Annotated in this window: 16 protein-coding genes; 13 read left to right on the forward strand and 3 right to left on the reverse strand. The window is 47.1% G+C overall.

The window, feature by feature from the left end:
• A partial coding sequence (locus tag AAGA18_14460; protein ID MEM9446544.1) for an ion transporter occupies nt 1-678 on the forward strand: 678 nt, incomplete at its 5' end.
• Nucleotides 632-1399 (forward strand): VTT domain-containing protein, encoded by a 768-nt coding sequence (locus AAGA18_14465; GenBank protein ID MEM9446545.1) that lies wholly within the window; start codon nt 632-634, stop codon nt 1397-1399. The genes AAGA18_14460 and AAGA18_14465, both read left to right, overlap by 47 nt.
• A 72-nt stretch (nt 1400-1471) precedes the next feature.
• On the opposite strand, the gene AAGA18_14470 is transcribed toward AAGA18_14465, so the two are convergent.
• The gene (locus tag AAGA18_14470; protein ID MEM9446546.1) at nt 1472-2314 is read right to left on the reverse strand and encodes an RNA polymerase sigma factor RpoD/SigA; all 843 of its coding nucleotides are present in this window, start codon (nt 2312-2314) and stop codon (nt 1472-1474) included.
• A 271-nt stretch (nt 2315-2585) separates the two neighbouring features.
• Here AAGA18_14470 and AAGA18_14475 point away from each other — a divergent pair, with 271 nt between their 5' ends.
• A complete protein-coding gene (locus AAGA18_14475) occupies nt 2586-4289 on the forward strand; it encodes a hypothetical protein (protein MEM9446547.1) in 1704 nt (567 codons plus the stop codon).
• Between the two features lie 254 nt (nt 4290-4543).
• On the opposite strand, the gene AAGA18_14480 is transcribed toward AAGA18_14475, so the two are convergent.
• Nucleotides 4544-4897, reverse strand: coding sequence for a type II secretion system protein GspG (locus AAGA18_14480; GenBank protein ID MEM9446548.1), 354 nt, complete (start codon nt 4895-4897; stop codon nt 4544-4546).
• 296 nt (nt 4898-5193) lie between these two features.
• Here AAGA18_14480 and AAGA18_14485 point away from each other — a divergent pair, with 296 nt between their 5' ends.
• From AAGA18_14485 to AAGA18_14530, 10 genes are all read left to right on the forward strand, one after another.
• Nucleotides 5194-5961, forward strand: a complete 768-nt coding sequence (locus AAGA18_14485; protein MEM9446549.1) for a type II secretion system protein — start codon at nt 5194-5196, stop codon at nt 5959-5961.
• A 171-nt stretch (nt 5962-6132) separates the two neighbouring features.
• Nucleotides 6133-6768, forward strand: a complete 636-nt coding sequence (locus tag AAGA18_14490; GenBank protein MEM9446550.1) for a hypothetical protein — start codon at nt 6133-6135, stop codon at nt 6766-6768.
• A gap of 7 nt (nt 6769-6775) precedes the next feature.
• Entirely contained in the window at nt 6776-7690 is a 915-nt protein-coding gene (locus tag AAGA18_14495) for a prepilin-type N-terminal cleavage/methylation domain-containing protein (GenBank protein ID MEM9446551.1), read from the forward strand.
• 13 nt (nt 7691-7703) lie between these two features.
• Nucleotides 7704-9233 carry a hypothetical protein gene (locus AAGA18_14500; GenBank protein ID MEM9446552.1) on the forward strand — a complete coding sequence of 510 codons (1530 nt, stop codon included), beginning with the start codon at nt 7704-7706 and terminating at the stop codon, nt 9231-9233.
• Complete coding sequence (gspM, locus tag AAGA18_14505) at nt 9230-9811, forward strand: type II secretion system protein GspM (protein ID MEM9446553.1); 582 nt, start codon at nt 9230-9232, stop codon at nt 9809-9811. Before AAGA18_14500 ends, gspM begins: the two co-directional genes overlap by 4 nt.
• Nucleotides 9812-9837: 26 nt before the next feature.
• Entirely contained in the window at nt 9838-11004 is a 1167-nt protein-coding gene (locus tag AAGA18_14510; protein ID MEM9446554.1) for a PilT/PilU family type 4a pilus ATPase, read from the forward strand.
• Nucleotides 11005-11010: 6 nt separating this feature from the next.
• Complete coding sequence (locus AAGA18_14515; GenBank protein ID MEM9446555.1) at nt 11011-12594, forward strand: GspE/PulE family protein; 1584 nt, start codon at nt 11011-11013, stop codon at nt 12592-12594.
• Between the two features lie 29 nt (nt 12595-12623).
• A complete protein-coding gene (locus AAGA18_14520; GenBank protein MEM9446556.1) occupies nt 12624-13823 on the forward strand; it encodes a type II secretion system F family protein in 1200 nt (399 codons plus the stop codon).
• A gap of 52 nt (nt 13824-13875) precedes the next feature.
• Complete coding sequence (locus AAGA18_14525) at nt 13876-16188, forward strand: hypothetical protein (protein MEM9446557.1); 2313 nt, start codon at nt 13876-13878, stop codon at nt 16186-16188.
• 107 nt (nt 16189-16295) lie between these two features.
• Complete coding sequence (locus tag AAGA18_14530; protein MEM9446558.1) at nt 16296-17189, forward strand: zinc ABC transporter substrate-binding protein; 894 nt, start codon at nt 16296-16298, stop codon at nt 17187-17189.
• A gap of 443 nt (nt 17190-17632) precedes the next feature.
• On the opposite strand, the gene AAGA18_14535 is transcribed toward AAGA18_14530, so the two are convergent.
• Nucleotides 17633-18028, reverse strand: a 396-nt coding sequence (locus AAGA18_14535) for a hypothetical protein (GenBank protein ID MEM9446559.1), incomplete at its 5' end; no start/stop codon positions are given.

The raw sequence follows: 18028 nt of genomic DNA on the forward strand, positions 1-18028 counted from the left end.
ATTTTTATTATAGAATTATTACTAAAATTGCTAGCCTATCGGTTACTATTTTGGCGCAACGGTTGGAATGTCTTTGATTTCCTTGTGATCGGTATCGCTCTTGTGCCAGCTTCAGGGAGCCTGAGTATTCTTAGAACTCTCCGAGTGTTGAGAGTGTTGAGACTCTTAAGTATTATTCCTTCCCTTAGAAAAGTTGTCATGGCATTTCTTCATTCTATTCCCGGACTCTTAGGGGTCATGGCTGTCATGGTCATTTTCTTTTACGTTTCATCGGTCTTGGCCACCAGCTTTTTTGGTGAAGCGTTTCCAGAATGGTTTGGAAACATAGGCTTGAGTTTATATTCGCTTTTTCAAATCATGACCCTTGAAAGTTGGTCCATGGGAATCGTAAGGCCAGTGATGAAACTCTATCCCTGGGCTTGGGCTTTTTTTGTTCCCTTTATTATTATAGCCACCTTTACCATCTTAAACTTGTTTATCGGTATCATTGTTAGCACCATGCAAGAGCTTTCCACTGAACAACTCACTAAGCCTACTTCTGCCAATGAACCAAACCCTGCAGAACTTCTCAATAGAATCGAAAGTGACTTGGCCGATTTGCGAATCCAACTAAATAAGGCATCTTTAGATCGTGTTACTCACCAAGTCAAAAGCTCTGAATCAAAAGACCAAACATAGGCCATCGCTTAAGAAAAAATCCCTCATTTTAATTGCCATTTTTATAGCAGCTTTATTGCTGCCCTTGCTCGGACTTACCACTTTAATGCCGTTTGTTTTTTCACTGGCCGATACTTTTAAGCAACTGGGTTATTGGACACTCTTACCTTTTATCATCGTTTCTGGCATACTCATTGGTCTAGCTATCATGCCTTCCCATTTAAGCTCTGCCTTAGCCGGCTTTCTTTATGGCCTACCACTTGGACTATTGGCTGCTTTGTCATCTGTCATCATCGGTTCATTAGTGGGTTTTACTCTAACTAAAAAAACCACCAAGACCACGCTCAGAGAATGGCTGGACCGTTCGCGACTCGCCAGCTTACTCGCTCAAGAACTTATAGATTCAAACTTTAGAAAGTGCCTCACCGCTATCACCCTCTGTAGGTTACCCCCTCAGGTTCCTTTCGCCTTAGGCAATATTGTTGCAGCCAGTAGTGGCGCAAAACTCCTGCCATTTATACTGGGAACTCTTCTAGGTATGGCTCCTAGAGTTTTTCTACTTGTATGGACGGGAAGCACCTTATCTACTTGGAATCCCGAAATGGCTATACCGCATAGTCTATACTTATCCTTGGTCGCCGGAGCAGCCGGCTTTGGTATTCTTATTCTTTGGAGTTCAGTTCTGCTTAAAAAATACATCGCCGCCAGTGAGCTCACAAAAGCACCGGCAACTAATCACTAAGCTTACTTCACAGCATATAGAGAGAGTAGCACTACAGCGAGTGTAGCTAGTTTGAGGTATCCACAACTCCGCTTACCAGGCAAGCCTAAGAGAACTGTCCTTCTTCTCAATCGCTTCGCGTAATTTCAGTAACGCCTGATTTTGTAATTGTCTCACTCTTTCACGTGTAATAGAGAGCCTTTCTCCAATTTTGTCTAGCGTCATGACTTTTTCTCCGCTCGCCGGGAAGCGAAGGCTCAATATCGTTTTCTCTCTGACATTTAGTTCATCCCAGACACTACTCGCTACTTCATTGAGATTATCTTGCATCAGAACTAAATAGGGATCTTCAGCATTTTCATCCTCTATCGTCTCGCCGATCTCATTAGCATGATCCTCTCCCAAGACAGCGTTTAGCGACACAGTCGAAGTAGAGACCCTTTTTAAATGGGTCAGCTTTCTAAGTGAGATCTTGAGCTCCTCTGACAGTTCTTCATCTGTCGGATCGCGCCCGAGCTCATCGGCCAAATGCATGGATAAACGCCTCATTTTCGCTAACTTCTCCACGACATGGATAGGTAAGCGGATTGTTTTGCTCTGGTTCGACAAAGCTCGCTTAATCGCCTGCTTTATCCACCAAGCAGCGTACGTGCTGAATCTAGCTCCTACTTCAGGATCAAATCGATCGGCAGCTTTCATGAGTCCCATATTTCCCTCGGATATTAAATCGAGGACTGGAAGCCCCAACCCTGAATATTGGTTGGCAATTTTAATGACCAAGCGCAAGTTACCCTTGATAAGGGTTTCCCGGGCTTTGCTATCCCCTCTTTGGAGACGTTTACTAAGCTTGATGACTTCTTTATGCGTTAATAAAGGGATGACCCTTATTTCCTCTAAATAAGTAGCTAATGCACCTTCCTGATCGTCCAATTTCATCGCTCCTAACTTTCTGCTTTTACCACGTATGGATACGTAATTCACATACCATCACTCACAAGTCGAGTAGTGTGTTAATTATCTGGTAGGACGCCCAAACGGCCTTTTTATTCGATATTTATTCACTGGATTCTACTATCTTTTGGATCCTTTAGATTCATTTTCCTGCCAAGAAAATGGCCCTATTTATCATTTCCACTCGTATTCAATTTGAAATCCTCTGCATCCTGTCTAATCTTTTTCTTTGTGGGCACGCATCAAGGAAGAAAAAATGAAAACAAACATTGTAGGAATTGGCATATTATTTTCTCTACCCGTGTTGGCTTGGGGACTTGATAATGACGGAAATGGCGTATCCGATGTCTGGGAAGACATCTATGGCATAGCCCCTCTCACATCCGATACTGATGCAGATGGCTATACCTATGTAGAGGAATGTCGATTAGGAACCGATCCCCATGACTCGAATAGTCCTGGAACGAACTGGTTTCGCATCAAAGTGCAAGCGAGCCTCCTCCAACCCGTTATCCATCTTGAGATCGACACCAATAGCACCATCCAATATCAACTTCAAAGCTCATGGGATTTATCTCCAGGAAGCTGGACGGCAGAAGGAGACCCCTTTCCTGGAGATGTTGCAACCATCCTAATGGAACCCATCCAAGACCTTGGTTTAAAAACAACTCAATTTTGGAGAATCCAGGGACTCGGTGGACTAGCTGACATGGATGGCGACCAGCTCGATTCATGGGAAGAAATGGCCCTTGGTACCAACCCTATCAAGTTTGATAGTGATGAAGACAGGCTCTCTGACAGTATTGAGTTCCTCGCTCAAACTAACCCATTAAGTAATGCTGATGGCGATAGCGATTCCCTAGCTGACGATTGGGAAATGTATTATTTCGGAAACTTTACACGTGATGGCACACTCGACTTTGATGGCGATGAGATAAGTGATGGCGCAGAGTTTGCCCTAGCGCTAAGCCCCGTAAATGGCGATACCGATGGAGATCGCATCACTGATGACTTCGAAATTAATAATAGTATGGATGCCAATGTGGCCAATGTCGTGGGCGCTAATGGGGAGATAGATGAGTCCAGTTTACCGAGTAGCGCATTTATTGTAGATACGGATCAAGAAGTAGGGTTTACTCATACAACGATCCAGGCGGCCCTTGATGCTGTGGCTTCGGACTACCAATTGATCATTGTTCGAGAGGGTATTTATCCTGAAAATTTAGTTATTAGCAATCCATATTCGGTTGCGTTGATATCTCAAAGCGGTGCTCAGACGACCACCATCATTGGTTCGGACACCACTCAGCCTGTACTCTATACCCTGGCAACTTCTCGTGTCGCCATCGACGGCTTTACCTTGGCTAATGGTAAGGAGGGTTTAGTGGTCCAATCAAGCGGCTCTGTCTTTTCCAGGCTGGTGATCAAGGACTGCGCAACCGATGCGCTGACTCCCTTATACTGTCTGAGAGATGACAATGAATTCAATCGAATCCTTATTGCTAACACAACCACAAGGCTCGGTGCCATCTATTTAAATAGCGCCCTCAACACAATCCTCCGACATGTCACGCTTTTCGGTAATTTTGGCACGGATAGTCCAGCCCCAGTAGGCCATGGCTTGTATTTGCGAGGTAATTCCGTTTCTAATCCAACTTCCGTGACCATTGAAAATAGTATTTTGTGGAATAATCCTTTTGATCCAACTGGAGCAAATGAAGTTTATATAGAAGGTGCTTATGTTACAACCAGCCAATCAGACAGCATCATCAAAGGCGGCTTCGGTGGTGCACTTAATACTGACCCACTCCTCCAGCTAGGTAGCGATGGATTCTTAACAGCAGCTCCTGCAGCGGATGTGCTCAATCAAATCACCAGCACCGAAAGTGAATTGGATATCCTCATGACAGAACTACCCCCTGGCAATCTGAATGATCTGGGAGCTGAGGAATGGCAATGAATTTTAGAGCATGTTTGTCGTACGCCGGTTCAGCCCGGATATCCAGGTAGATTGAAGTATTCCTAGATTTTCCGCCGGATTGATCTACTCATATCCATATGGATCCAAGCACCAAGCGGCTAGACAAGCCTCTAAGCTTGCACCGGTGAAACCAGAGATCGACAGGTGGATAAGGCACTCTTGCCTCGTTGTTTGAAAATATACCAACATGCTTTCTAGTACCCTTACTCTAAAGAATGGCAGGTATGATGATCTCAACGGAAGACAATATCATCTTCTGTATCAAACATTTGATCCACCCCCGCAGAAGTAAGTGAGAAATGCTTTTTATCACGGAGACTATAGCGGATAGGGGTGCCCCAGGGATCGGCGGCAGAACGATCTCCTTCAATCTTCATAGTATGCGCGTTGATCCAATTCGAAAAACCTTCTTCACTAGGCAGAATACCCAGGGTTTTCTCCATCATAAGTGCTTTACCGATCTGCACTAATTGATAGCGAGCCAGTGAATCATTCGCTTTCTCCACCATCTCATCATGGTTTTGGATCTGCGTGATGGAAACGCTGCTAATGATGGCCAGGACCACCAACATTTCTAATAACTTCATATTTACTAAAATCGTTTAAAAAACTATCGGCTTTAGTAAAAGAATGCATTATTTGAAATTAATAAGGAGAAAGTTAAACTTCCACCTCCCGTCCTTGAGATAAGCATGTCCCATGCATATTTTTTAATTGCAGAAACTTTTAAATAAAAATTGCACAATCGCGTTATTGTGGTACATATTTTTGCTATTGATATTGAATCTCATAAATCACTATCAATAACATTCAGTAAAATTAATGTAGTAGCCCTTCATTAAACATTACCCTAATTAAACTAAACAACTAAAAGAGAGAATATATGATAAAATTAAATCATTCAGCGCCTGCTAAATCCAGACGCAGTAAAAAGGGTCTAACCCTTATCGAGCTACTAGTCGTGCTCGTCATTCTAATCGGAATTGGAGGACTTCTGGTTCCAACCATCAACAATGCCCTCACCCGCACTCACGTATCCTCGTGTGCCACCACCTTCCCCGAAGTTCACCAGATGATGCAAAGAGTGCAGTTAGAATTCGGTGAATTTGGTACAGATTTTGATTCTGGAATCGACCAAGATGGCACTGCAGTAAATGGAACTAACTTTGAGGCTCTTAGCGCTGACCAGGCAGCTGCCCTGGCTGCTGTCGGAATTACAAGTGTCATAGACCATGATGCAGCTGCAACCGCAACTGGATTTAATGTCACCTTTAACATTAATCCTGATGGTGATCCAGCTCGCACTTTGGCTGACGGGGAAAATGTTATCACACTTACACAAGATCAAGCTCAGTCCATCTTCCTGGATCATGATGGGGTGGCCGACAAATATGTATGGTTCGGTATCGGTCGTGATTGGTCATTACTGGGTAGTTTAGCTCCAGAACCTCCAGTGCACTTTGGTGATACTGCAGGATTATTGCCTGATGAAGTGCACTCACGTTTTGGAGTCGTTTTCCAAGTGGCAGATGCTGATGGTGATTTTGAACGAGCTGAGTTCAAGCGTGTGAGCTATAGTCTAGACGGAGCCGACTTCGAAACAGGGGACAACCACATCGAAGTTTACTGGGAAGAAGTTTCCGGACAGTAAGTATTTGATTTTATTGTTGTCACACGCTGCGGCAGTTTCAGCTGGTTAGCTCTGATAACATCGCGCATAATCAATTGAGTTATGTGAAAAGCTTTTGGGAGCGTCGTTTTGCGGACGCTCCCTTTTGCTATTTGCATTGCTGATTGTGCAATCTCGGCTACTTTACTTGCCATGAAAGAATTCCGCGTGACCTCTATTCAATCTTTCGCCTGCGGTGCCCGAGCCTGTTACCGCGGTCTTACCCTAATCGAATTGCTCGTGGTGCTTATAATCCTTATTGGCATAGGTAGCATACTTATCCCCACTCTTTCTAGCGAAGTCACAGTCCGTGGAGCAGATGGTGAGAGCCGCGAGGCTTCTGAAGTGGTTACTCTGCAGACCATGCGCACTATTCGCGAAGCACTCATTGGCACAAGCACTACTGATCTAGGGTACCGTAGAGATCTCGGCACTCTACCCAGCCGAATAGGAGGGTTGGTTGAGAATATAGATGGTGAACTTGATTTTTCACCCTCCACCGGACGCGGCTGGAATGGACCCTATCTTCAGCACGAAGGCATACGCTACAACGCGTTTATTGAGACTGGTGATGATTTTCCTACGACACCTGCTGCTATCTTCAATGACCCCGCCATGCTGGATGGCTGGGGGAAACCCATCCTTCTGCAGCAGCCGGATACCTTAAATGCCCGCCTTGTCTCTGCTGGTCCTAACCGCATCCTGGAAACAGATGCCACCGACCCTACCGATTTTGACCGCGGCGACGACATCATCGTTTTCCTTCTCACCGCCGACCCCAATTTGTAAGTCTATCATGAAATTTCTCTCATACAGTAATTGGTTGAAAACGCTCAGGGCAAGAAGAGGTCTTACCTTAGTGGAACTCCTGGTCGTTCTCAGTATCATCGCCGTGCTTTCTACAGTGGCCTTGCGCAGTATGGTAGGAGTGCTCGACCAAACCAACTATGAGGCCAACCTTACGCAGCTCCAAGAAGTAGAAATAGCGGTGCTTGGGGACGAAGACGTAGCAGGCTTTCTCGGAGATATAGGAAGACTTCCACAAATTGTCGGCAGTATTCCGGAAACGCAACTTTCCGAGCTCTGGGATCCAGGCCTCTCTTCCTACTCCATCAATACGCCTTCCGGTGATAGTGAAGTCAGGTTAGGCACTGGATGGCGTGGCCCCTATCTCAACCTGGGGTTGACTCGCAGTGACCTCACCGATGGCTTTGGGCGACCCTTCGTATTCTATCAAGCTGACGGAAGTAATGCGGATGACCCCGGTGAAAGCATTGCCGCTATCCAAAGTCTTGGAGCATCAGGCACCACTGGAGGCGTCGATTATGAAGAAGATGTTACCGTTATTTTCCAAGACAGCACTTCTAATCTTTGGCAAAGTGACCTGATGATCACCGTCGTCAGAGATAGCAGTAACATCGAACTTGCCGATGGCGCCAACCTCATCGTTCGTGCTTACGGCGCAAATGGCTCCGGAGGCATCCATACAGTGGTGGAAGAAAAACTCGTCATAACCAGCGACTTACCTTCTCAGGACTTCACTCTTTCCGATCTTCCTCACGGAGCCAAGGTCTTACGTGCCTATCAGGATAATGATAACCCTTCAACCAAAGATACGGCCATTACCACAACTTCATCGGAACGAAAATCCCCCGCTACAACCATTGTTTTGGGTCGCTTGACCGGAACCATTACCTTAACTCTTTATTGATATCACCTTGATCATGATCCAATCACTCAATCGCCGACCTGACCGCACTTATCTCATTGAAGCGGGAGACCAGCGCTTTCGTGTAGACCTGAGGCGCAAGGAGGGAAGCTTTGAAGTGGCTCAAGTCCTATCTGGGAGACCGGGTTCCCATAAAAGTGATGCTGATTTAGGATTAGGTGACCCTTTGCTAGGTGGCTTTCGTGAAGCGGTCGATAGCCCAGGCCTTATCTCACTTTTAAAGCTGCGCCCTAAGCCAGCGCGAGAAATAGCCGTCTTGAGCGACAAGATCACCGTGGTTATAAGTAATGTAGATACCTTAGCAGGTGATAACTGGCAAAGTACCGCCGAGATGGAGGCTCAAACTCTAAGTGGTCTCTCATCATCGGAGTCGGTTTCTGCGTCCTCGCGTCTGACGGCAGAACATGGACTCATGCGAGCCTGGACCATCCAAGCATCCATGCGTGACCTGGCGTCACTTAGAAGTACCCTGACAAAAGAGGCTAGAGGGTGCCGCCTTATCTCTGTCGGACATCCCGGCGGAGTAAGAATCAACGCCCCGAATGGTCAACTAGAATCATGGCCGGAATTTGCTCTTTTTCACGCTCCAGGTGGAGAACGTATTAACCTGCGGTCTTGGAATGGTGCGAACGCTCTGAAAGAAGCGCTTGCTGATCCAGAGGTCACCAACGGCCTTCTTCCTACTCACGGACCGGCCACTATCCTGCTTGCCACCAAAGATAAGTTTGAAAATCAACAAGGGTATAACTGGTTGGACTTATCAAAAAAAGAAGCACTTGCTACTTGGGCTCATGCCCTAGCCAAGGCCTGTGATCCACTGAGCGGCCGCATTCTGGGCATGCCCCTTATTTCAGTTCCCAAACCTCCACCTAGCACCACCACTCTCGTAGCTTCCTCTGCGGGTTTTGCCGCCGCCATACTCTTGATTTTAGGGACTCACTACTTGCTTACGAAACAAAGCACGACTCATCTAAAGGAAGATCTAACCGCCCTCCAGGCCCCAGCTCAAAAGCTAGCTTCTGATAATAAAAGAATCAACGAACTGCGAACTGAATTAAAAGCGATCGAGGAAGAATTGACTGGCGTCGACAATAGCAATGAAATTGACGTGTTAGCTCACCGCAAACGCATCACCGCTCTACTCCAAGGTGTTTCTTCAGGAGCAACAGTTAAAGAAGCCGTTATTTTAAAGATCTCTCCCGACGAAGGACTTGATACGGTGCTCAGTGGCGTGGCTACCACCTTCAATGCACCCCAGGGCTTAGCCCGTCAAATAGATGAAAACCTAGCCTCTTACGGCTGGCGAGCCTCCCTTTTTCGTCGCACAGCCAAATTGCTTCGTGACGATGGAGGCCCATGGAGTTATGAGATTCGACTCACCCCCGGTCGTCCTGTTCTCAAGAATGTTATAGAAAAAAACGACGAGAATAATCCGGACGCAAACAAAAAAGAAGATACTGCCGGCTATCCACTTCTCAAGGAAACATCGACCGCTCAATTTAAACCACACCTACATGCACCATGAAAAATCTGAGTGCTCGCGAACGCATCATTGTAACAGCTCTACCGGCAGCCTTGGTTCTCATGATCTACTATTTTTTTGTCGCCAGTCCTGCTAACAAGGAGATTGAGAGACTCCGCCGTCAGATCGATACCGCCCAGACCAGAGTTCCTTCCTCACTGCGACTGGCTAATACTGCCAAGGAATTAAAAATGTTATTAACGGAAGTGAATGTGAAGCGTCAAAAAATACGCGAGCGAGAAGAGCGTAGAAATCAGTTGCTAGCCTATTGGACAAATGCTGAGGCGAAAGCCCTTAGTGGTCAAAAAATTAGCGATCTGATCGCGGCCAATCAGGTAGTTCTTGTCGAAGAAATGATAGCCGAAGATGAGGATCGCAAAGCTTTTGCCCAGATTCTTGATTCCTTGCCCTCCGCTGAATTATGGCGGCTCAGGCTAGCGGGTAGCTACGATGCCATACGTCGTACTATCTTAGATCTAGGCGAAACAGATCTTCCGATTATACCTGCAGCCATCGAAATGGAACCGCTCGTAGAGGGCAATAAAAGTATTCACCTTTGGAACCTCTGGATTTGCCGATGACCAACATTTCTCATTCATCTTCTGACATGAATGCAAAGCCATTTCTTGAGCGCCTTTTGCAATCCCTTCTAGATCTCCAGGCTTCCGATCTGCACCTCGCTTCAGAACATCGCCCCCTTTTCCGTGTTCACGGCAAGCTAAGGGACGTTGACTTCTATCCCGAAAAGCTCACTGAAAAACAGCTGGAAGATATTGCCATGCAACTAGCAGGAGGAGCCATCGAATCCCTCATTCCCAACTCTGGAGCCCTCGACGGTGCTTTGACCGGGGGAGCAAACTCCGAAGGACGGTTTCGTTACAACATCTATCGCCGGCTACCCGGCTATGCCATCGCCTTAAGACGGCTGGAGAATGAATTTCGAACTCTACCCGAACTTGGATTACCCGAGTCGTTACTCAGTTGGTGTGACTTACCAGACGGCCTCATTCTAGTGGCTGGCCCTACGGGATCGGGCAAGAGCACCACTCTTGCCACACTCATTGATCATATCAACAAAACGCGCCCCGTCCATGTCATCACCATTGAAGATCCCGTCGAGTATCTTCATGTCTCAGACCAGGCTCTGGTCGATCAGCGCCAAATCGGAACGCATGCCCCCGATTTCCAAAGCGCCCTGGTCTCCTCCCTGCGACAAGACCCCGACGTCATTCTCGTAGGTGAGATCCGCGAGCGCGAGACCATCAAAACGGCTATCACTGCATCTGAAACGGGTCACCTCGTCTTTGCTACAGTTCATGCCCCGGATTGTGCAGGAGCCATCCAAAGAATCGTTTCCGTCTTTCCTCCAGACGAACAACCGGGAGTCTTACGCCAACTCAGTATGAATCTCCGTGGGGTGCTCGCGCAACATCTCGTTGCCGCAGACGGACCCTCCGCCAGCGAGAATCATGATTTTGGCGAGCACAAAAGGACTCGCGTCCTCTTGAGTGAAATTCTTCAAATCACGCCAGCAACCGCCAACTTAGTGGCCAAAGCCCAGTTTGTTCATCTCTCCTCCAGTATGGAGACCGGTGCTCGCCACGGGATGCAAACCTTAGAACAAAACCTATTGAGCTGGATCCAGTCGGGTCATCTTTTGAAAGCAACCGCTCTATGCCATACTCGAAACCCTAAAGTTCTGGAACAACGCCTTGCTCGCGAAGAATCGGAGAAAGCCGCACAGTATTTGAATCCATCCCGTCGTGCTTTCTAAAGCGTTATGAAACAAGAGACCTCAACTTCTATGAATGCGTCCAGTCCTCATGTCTATAACGCACCTCCCACAACAGAGACTGAAATCCTCGATTTAGAGACTATCAAATTCGATCCAAGCTGGGCGTTGCGCATACCACCCAGTCTCATGATTCGCCGCCGCTTTCTTCCGCTTCTACTGCTTGATAAGATCCTCTATGTCGCAGTAGAAAGGTCTCTGGATGATAACTCCCTGCGCTTAATCCAAAGACTCTCCGGCTGTGAGATCCTGACTGTTTTGGCAACTGGAAATTCCATCCGCTCCTTACAGTCCAAGCTCTTTGGAGATCTTCGAGACGCTGTTTTGCTCGAACGGCCCATCATGGACTCTGCCTCTGTGAGACCGGAACAATCGGAAGCTTCACCCGAGGACGCTGTCGAAATCTGTAATCAACTGCTCAAAAGTGGCATTTTGCGGAAAGCTTCCGACATTCATTTTAATGTATTGCGCGAAGGCGAAGTGCAAGTTCGCCTGCGTATCGACGGCGTTTTGTTTGATGACATGATTCTCCCCTCCACACTTCGCCTTCCTGTCTGTAACCGCATCAAGGTATTAGGTGGCTTAGACATCTCCGAAAAACGTGCCGCTCAGGATGGATCCTTTCGCTTTGAACCGGGTCAAGGGCTCCATCCCATTGAGGTTCGTGTAGCCACCATACCAACACGCCACGGAGAACGCATCACCCTTCGACTTCTTGCACGCGAAGAAGGGATGCTAAATCTCAACACGCTTGGATTCCTCAGTCGCCACCAAGACCTCTACGAGCGGGCCATTACCCTGACTCATGGCATGATTCTGATTACCGGACCCACAGGTAGCGGAAAAAGCACTTCACTCTATGCCGGACTCAAATATCTGCTATCTAAAAAAGCCGTCAACGCCATGACCGTAGAAGACCCCATTGAGTATGAAATCGAGGGCGTGACTCAAACCGAGGTAGATGCCAAAAAAGAAAAAATCTCTTTCGCCAGTTCCTTGCGCAGTATTCTCCGTCACGATCCTGACGTTGTCATGCTTGGAGAAATTCGTGACCGGGAAACCGCTGAGCTCGCCGTACGTGCTTCTCTTACCGGCCACCTGGTTCTTAGTACTTTGCATACCAATACCGCCGTCGGTGCCGTAACCCGTCTGATTGACTTGGGGGTCGACAATTTTCTCATTGCCTCGGTATTGCGTCTCGTAGCCGCGCAGAGATTGATTCGCCGGCTATGTTCTCACTGTAGCCAAGTGGATGTCATCTCTACTGAAGAAGCGCATGCTTTACAAAATCCAAATCTTGAGGGTCAGCCTTGCTGGCGTCCCGGTGCTTGTCTTAAGTGTGCAGGGCGTGGCTACATTGGCCGAACAGGGCTCTTTGAATTTTTACCAATTGGAGCGGATGAAGCAGAAATTATTAGTGGAAAGACAGGAACTCACTCATTGGAAGCAAGCTTAAATACCAAGGGACAACAACAGGAAAATTTCTCATTGCGCGAGAACGGAATTGAAAAAATTCTTGCGGGACAGACCACGGTAAAAGAAGTGCTCACGGCCACTTTGGAGTTCGCTTAAAGAGAAGGGATCAAGGGGAAGGATAGATCATGACAACGTACGAATACACAGCAGTAACCGCAAGCGGAGAAAACATTGAAGGACGTCTTCAAGCTGAATCCGAAGAGGATCTTCGCTGGACCCTCATGGAGCGCGGTTTGCAACCAAGCCGTATGTCTCAAGCTGCTCCTGCTCCAAAATCTATCTACCTCTCGCCGGGTCAATGGCTTAGTGCCCGTTCCGTCCATATCGAACTATCCCTACGCCAAATCTCCGTCATGTTGCGCAGTGGATTGACTCTTTTAGCATCTGTCGAGACCATCATCGAGCAGCCGCCTTCCAGAGCCGTCAAACAGGTTTATGAACAAGTGCGCCAGAAACTAGAAAATGGCTCTTCTTTCGCCGAGGCCTTATCTGACCACAAATGTTTCCCTGTCAGTGTGGTATCTATGGTTTCAATGGGAGAAGAAAGCGGAAACTTAGATACAGTGGTCGAGCGCGGCTCTCTTACCATGGAAACGCGCCGCCGGAATCGCGCCGCCTCTCTTACCGCTCTTTTTTATCCCGCCTTCACCTTTCTCTTCGCCTTAGGCATTTGTGTATATATGATTCTGGCTGTCATTCCGCCTATGAGAAGAGCTCTAGAAGCACTTGGACGTCCCCTGCCTCCGATTACGCAATCTCTTATGGATATTGCCGACTTCTTTTCCACCTGGGGCGTTACCGTTGGGGTAAGCCTTCTCATCTCCATAATTGTATTAGTGCTCCTCTGGCTTTGGCCCCCAGGGCGTCTTGCCATTGACAGGTTCCTGTTACGCCTGCCTCTTATTGGAACGATTTTTCGCACTAGCGCCACCGCTTTATTTGCTCGCTCTATGGGAACTCTCTTAAGCAGCGGCATTGCCATCGTAGAAGGGTTGCGTATCATGGCGAGCCTTCACAATAATCACTATCTTTCTGCCGTGGTAGAATCAGCGAGGCGCCGCATTCTTGAGGGAGGCACTCTGGCGGAGAGTTTATCCAAACCCCATGCTTACTCCCCCATGATGATTAAAATGGTCAGTGTAGGGGAAGCCTCCGGAAATCTGGAAGAAACTCTGGAGCACGTGGCCGACTTTCATGAAGACCGGCTGCAAACCCTCATCAAACAACTTAGCACCATGATAGAGCCAGCTATTATACTCCTTGTCGGAGCACTCGTTGGATATGTTTATGGGGCTTTTTTTATGGCACTCTACGGCGCCATGTAAAGGACAAATCAGAGTATTGCAAATGTTCCTAACCCATGTTTTTAATTATTTTATGACCACCCCAAAATACCTATCCATAAACCTAAGTAGCCTACCATTACTGACTTCTGGCTTGTTCTCACTGATTTTCCTAACTTCACTGACACTTATTGCCCAAGAAGATACCGGAGCAGACCCCACCAGCGTCTCCACCGAAATGGAAGAAGTCCTACGTGCTCTGCGTGCCAGCGAAATAGATGAGGATGATGATCAGAATGAAGATGATGAGGATGAGTATGCAGAAATTGTCGGATTAATCGTAGGATCCAACCAAGATTTCGCGCACATTATACGAATTGAAGACGAACTCTATGGCGTTCAAGATGGCATCGACGTTTCCCATAGAGGAAAAGATTATCGCGTCAAAACAATCACCATCTCTAAAATTATTCTTGAAAATAAAAAAAGTGGCGAAGAACTCATTCTTTACACAACTCTCTGGGCGGCACCCCAAAACCGGATTCTGGATGTCCCACCTGACCAACAGAAAGAAATTGCCCTCATTAACATGAGCAATGTATCGCTTTTCGGAGTGACCCAAGCCATCAGCTACGTAACCGGAGCCCAGATAGCTGTCTCCTCAGAAGCTCGAGGAGTCTCTGTAGGCCTATCTCTGGAGAACGTAAGTACTTCCGAGGTTCTTGATGCTTTAGCACTCACCCACGGTCTTTATGTAACCAAAGTTCCCAAAACAAACATTATTCGTCTTCATACGAGCCAGGAATATGCCCGTGATGCTGATTCATTCTTTGAGGAACAAACCGAAGTCTTCACCCTCAAATACCCTAACGCTCGCGACATCGCCCTTTCCATACGTGATTTATATGGAGACCGCGTGCAACTGGCAAGTCAACTCGACGATAGCGATGAACCTGGCGAGTATTTAAATGAAGATCTAGAACAACGTTTGGATCGCTTTGACACCATAGACACGCGAAGCCGTGGTTTCGGTTCAACTGATCAGGGAGGCAGCTCAAACACCAGTAATAACAATAACAATAATCGTTTCTCACGAAACTCCAGAAATAACCGAATTAATAACTTTACTACCAGATCGAATCAGAGTGATAGAGAAGAGTTTGTGGATCGCATCGAACTTGGAGATGACCTTTCAGCTCAAGAGATCGCCACTCTGGTAAATGACCCAGAGGCCCTAAAAAAATTGATTCAGGCTCGCGCGGATATTTATGTCACGGTTATCGATCGAATCAATAAACTCATGGTGCGCACTAGGGATGACAAAACCATGAAAGAAATTGCCGCTCTCATCCAGGAACTAGATGTGCCCTCTCCCCTTGTCCTGCTCGAAGTCCGCATTTTCACTGTAGAACTCGAACGAGGTCTGGACACCGCTTTCGAATGGAGTTGGAGTGAAGCGGGCTCATCAACCTCCGCCAGCTTCGCCCCGGGCGGCACAGTAACCAATCCCACTCTGGCCTTTACGGCGCTGGATGAGCGTTTCAGTGCCGCGATGAGTCTCTTACAAGATAAGGATCGACTCACTGCCCTCGGCCAGCCAACTCTACTCATGGTAAACAACGAAGTAAGCCGCATTTTTATCGGCGAAGAAATTCCCGTGCTTACGGATATCACGGGCAGCGAAACCATCGCCACAGATGCCGCTGTCATCCAGTCCGAAGAATCCGTTGAATATGAAAGGCGTGCGGTTGGATCTACGCTCCTCATCACTCCCAACATCAATGATGACCGTACGGTGACCTTGCGTATGCTACAAGAAGAATCCAGCATCCGGCGTAATGGCGCAAATGTTCTTATTCCCGATGGGGGTACCTTTGTTGAGCGCTCAGTAGATGTCGTCACAGAACAATCGGCTTCTGGCACCTTTGCCGCTAAAGACGGACAAACCATCGCCGTTGGCGGTCTCATTCGCGAACAAATAACCGAAGATGTGTCACAAATTCCCTTACTCGGGGATATTCCACTGATAGGCTTGGCGTTCCGAGGATCCGCTCGAGGCCGCCAACGTGAAGAGATTATCATTCTCATGACCCCACATATCATTTCCACTCCGGGTGAAGGAGCCGCTATCAGCCGTAAAGTCATTGAGAGTCAAGAAAGCTTACACCCACTGCTGCCTGAAGCAAAAGGTAGCCTAAAACTCTTCAAGGGACGCAATGTCTTAAAACCTTCAACCGATGAACTCGATTGGGAATCTTATTGGGCGCCCAGACTACGTGGTGATTATGACACGGAAAGCGGTGACATCCAAATACGTCAAGCTGAACAAGTCGAGGTACCTCAGCAAAACAACCTTCAAGAATTACTGAAACTTGAGGCCGAAATTTTGGCGGAAGATAATCCCTGAGAGGTAACCCGCTTCAAAGCCATCATACCAAGTGTTTGGGATCTTTCATCTACAGTTCCTTTTCAAGTATTGCTCATGGCGGGGATAGAGTTATAGTTTATAAAAGTATGTTCCATTGTTATCCAAGACTTCTGGCTGGCTTCTGCTTCTTGTACGCGAGCTCTTTATGCCACGGTCAAGAGATCTATGTAACGATCCCACCACTGAAATATTTTGTTCAAGAAATTACCGCTGAAGCGCAGAATGTTGGTGTGGTCTTGGCGCCGGGACAAAACCCTCATTCCTACTCACCGAGCGCTAAACAAATTGCCTCGCTTACTAGAGCCAAACTCCTTTTCACCACGGGTGTCCCTTTTGAAGAACATTTTATTTCTAAAATCAAAGGAAACTCATCTACGCTCAAGATAATCCCAACCGATGAAAAACTACCCAAGAGAAAATTCACCCATCATGAAGCTCATGATCACGATCACCACCACCATCATGATCATAAAGGTAATTGTATTCATGCGGATTGGGACCCTCATATTTGGATGTCTCCGCAACTAGCCATTAAACAATCCCAAGCGATCTTAGATGCGTTGGTTATCTGGAAACCTAGCAAAAAAGAAGTTTACCAAGCCAACTTTAAGGCATTAGAAAAAGAGCTAAACACCTTACATGATTTTCTAGCAACTGAATTGAGTCCTCTCAAAGGCAGCTCGCTTTACGTCTATCATCCAGCTTTCGGTTACTTTGCCGATGCTTATGGGCTGGAGCAAAAAGCCATCGAAGTACAAGGGAAGCAACCTACCGCTAAGCAACTGAAGACCCTTATTGAGCAAGCTAAAAGTGATCGGGCTCAAGTGATCTTTGTTCAAAAACAGTTTCCTACTTCAAGTGCTCAAACCGTTGCAGATGCTATCCAAGGTGTCGTAATCCCTCTTGATCCTTTATCCGCTGATTACCTTTCCACCTTGAAAAAAATTGGCACCACCATATCTAAGAATTTTACCAAGTAGTGTAGGGCAATCACTTCAAGCGTTACTCGTTTTTCATCGATACCCCAAACGCACGATAACGTCCGAAAAGTTTCGCACAAAAGGAAGAGTGACACTGGGAAAATTTAGACGAGATATATTGCTTGAATGAAAGGATTGATAGAACCTACATCGCTTATTTCCCCTGGACCCTCCCCTCCTCCTATCAAGTCGGAGGGTGACGTAGGGGGGAGCCGGAGGGTGACAAAGTGAGTTACGGGCGGATGATTAAGGCGTAGTCAGAGAGGGTGAGATAACTCACGAGTTTTGTGATGCTCAGAAAACGGAGAGTTTAACTACAAAAAAGGTCTTTCGGGTTGAGAGGATTATCCTGCAAAGATTTGCCATTTTCTAAAATTCCCTAACCCGCCCGCGGTCCCACGAGTTGATCGAGGGACCCAGGTTAGGTTGATGCTTTTCAATGCCTATTTGGCCCATAGGCCGATGTTATCCAGGAAGAGGTCATCTTCATCATTGCTGGCATCACAGCGGAATCGAATGCGCGTTTTCTTGGTCAACTTATATCCCTTAATCACCAGGGATTCGAGATAGACTCTTCCATCATCCAGGAAATCCACATCCTTGACAAAAGTAACCACTCTCTCGTAGGTCTTGCCTCCATCAGTGGATAGTTGCAGCCAGAAGTCTTCACCTTCTTCAAAGCTCTCCACTTGGTAATCAAATTCCACGATCAGTTCGGTGTAATCACTTAGATCTAAATTCTTGGTAGTCAGAACCGAGGAGCTCGAGTTATCCTGCAGATTCACCACAGTCGTCCCATCGACATAGTTCCCTGAATTGTCCAGGAAGCAGTCCACTCC

This window comes from Verrucomicrobiota bacterium (assembly GCA_039192515.1).
Lineage (GTDB): Bacteria > Verrucomicrobiota > Verrucomicrobiia > Methylacidiphilales > JBCCWR01 > JBCCWR01.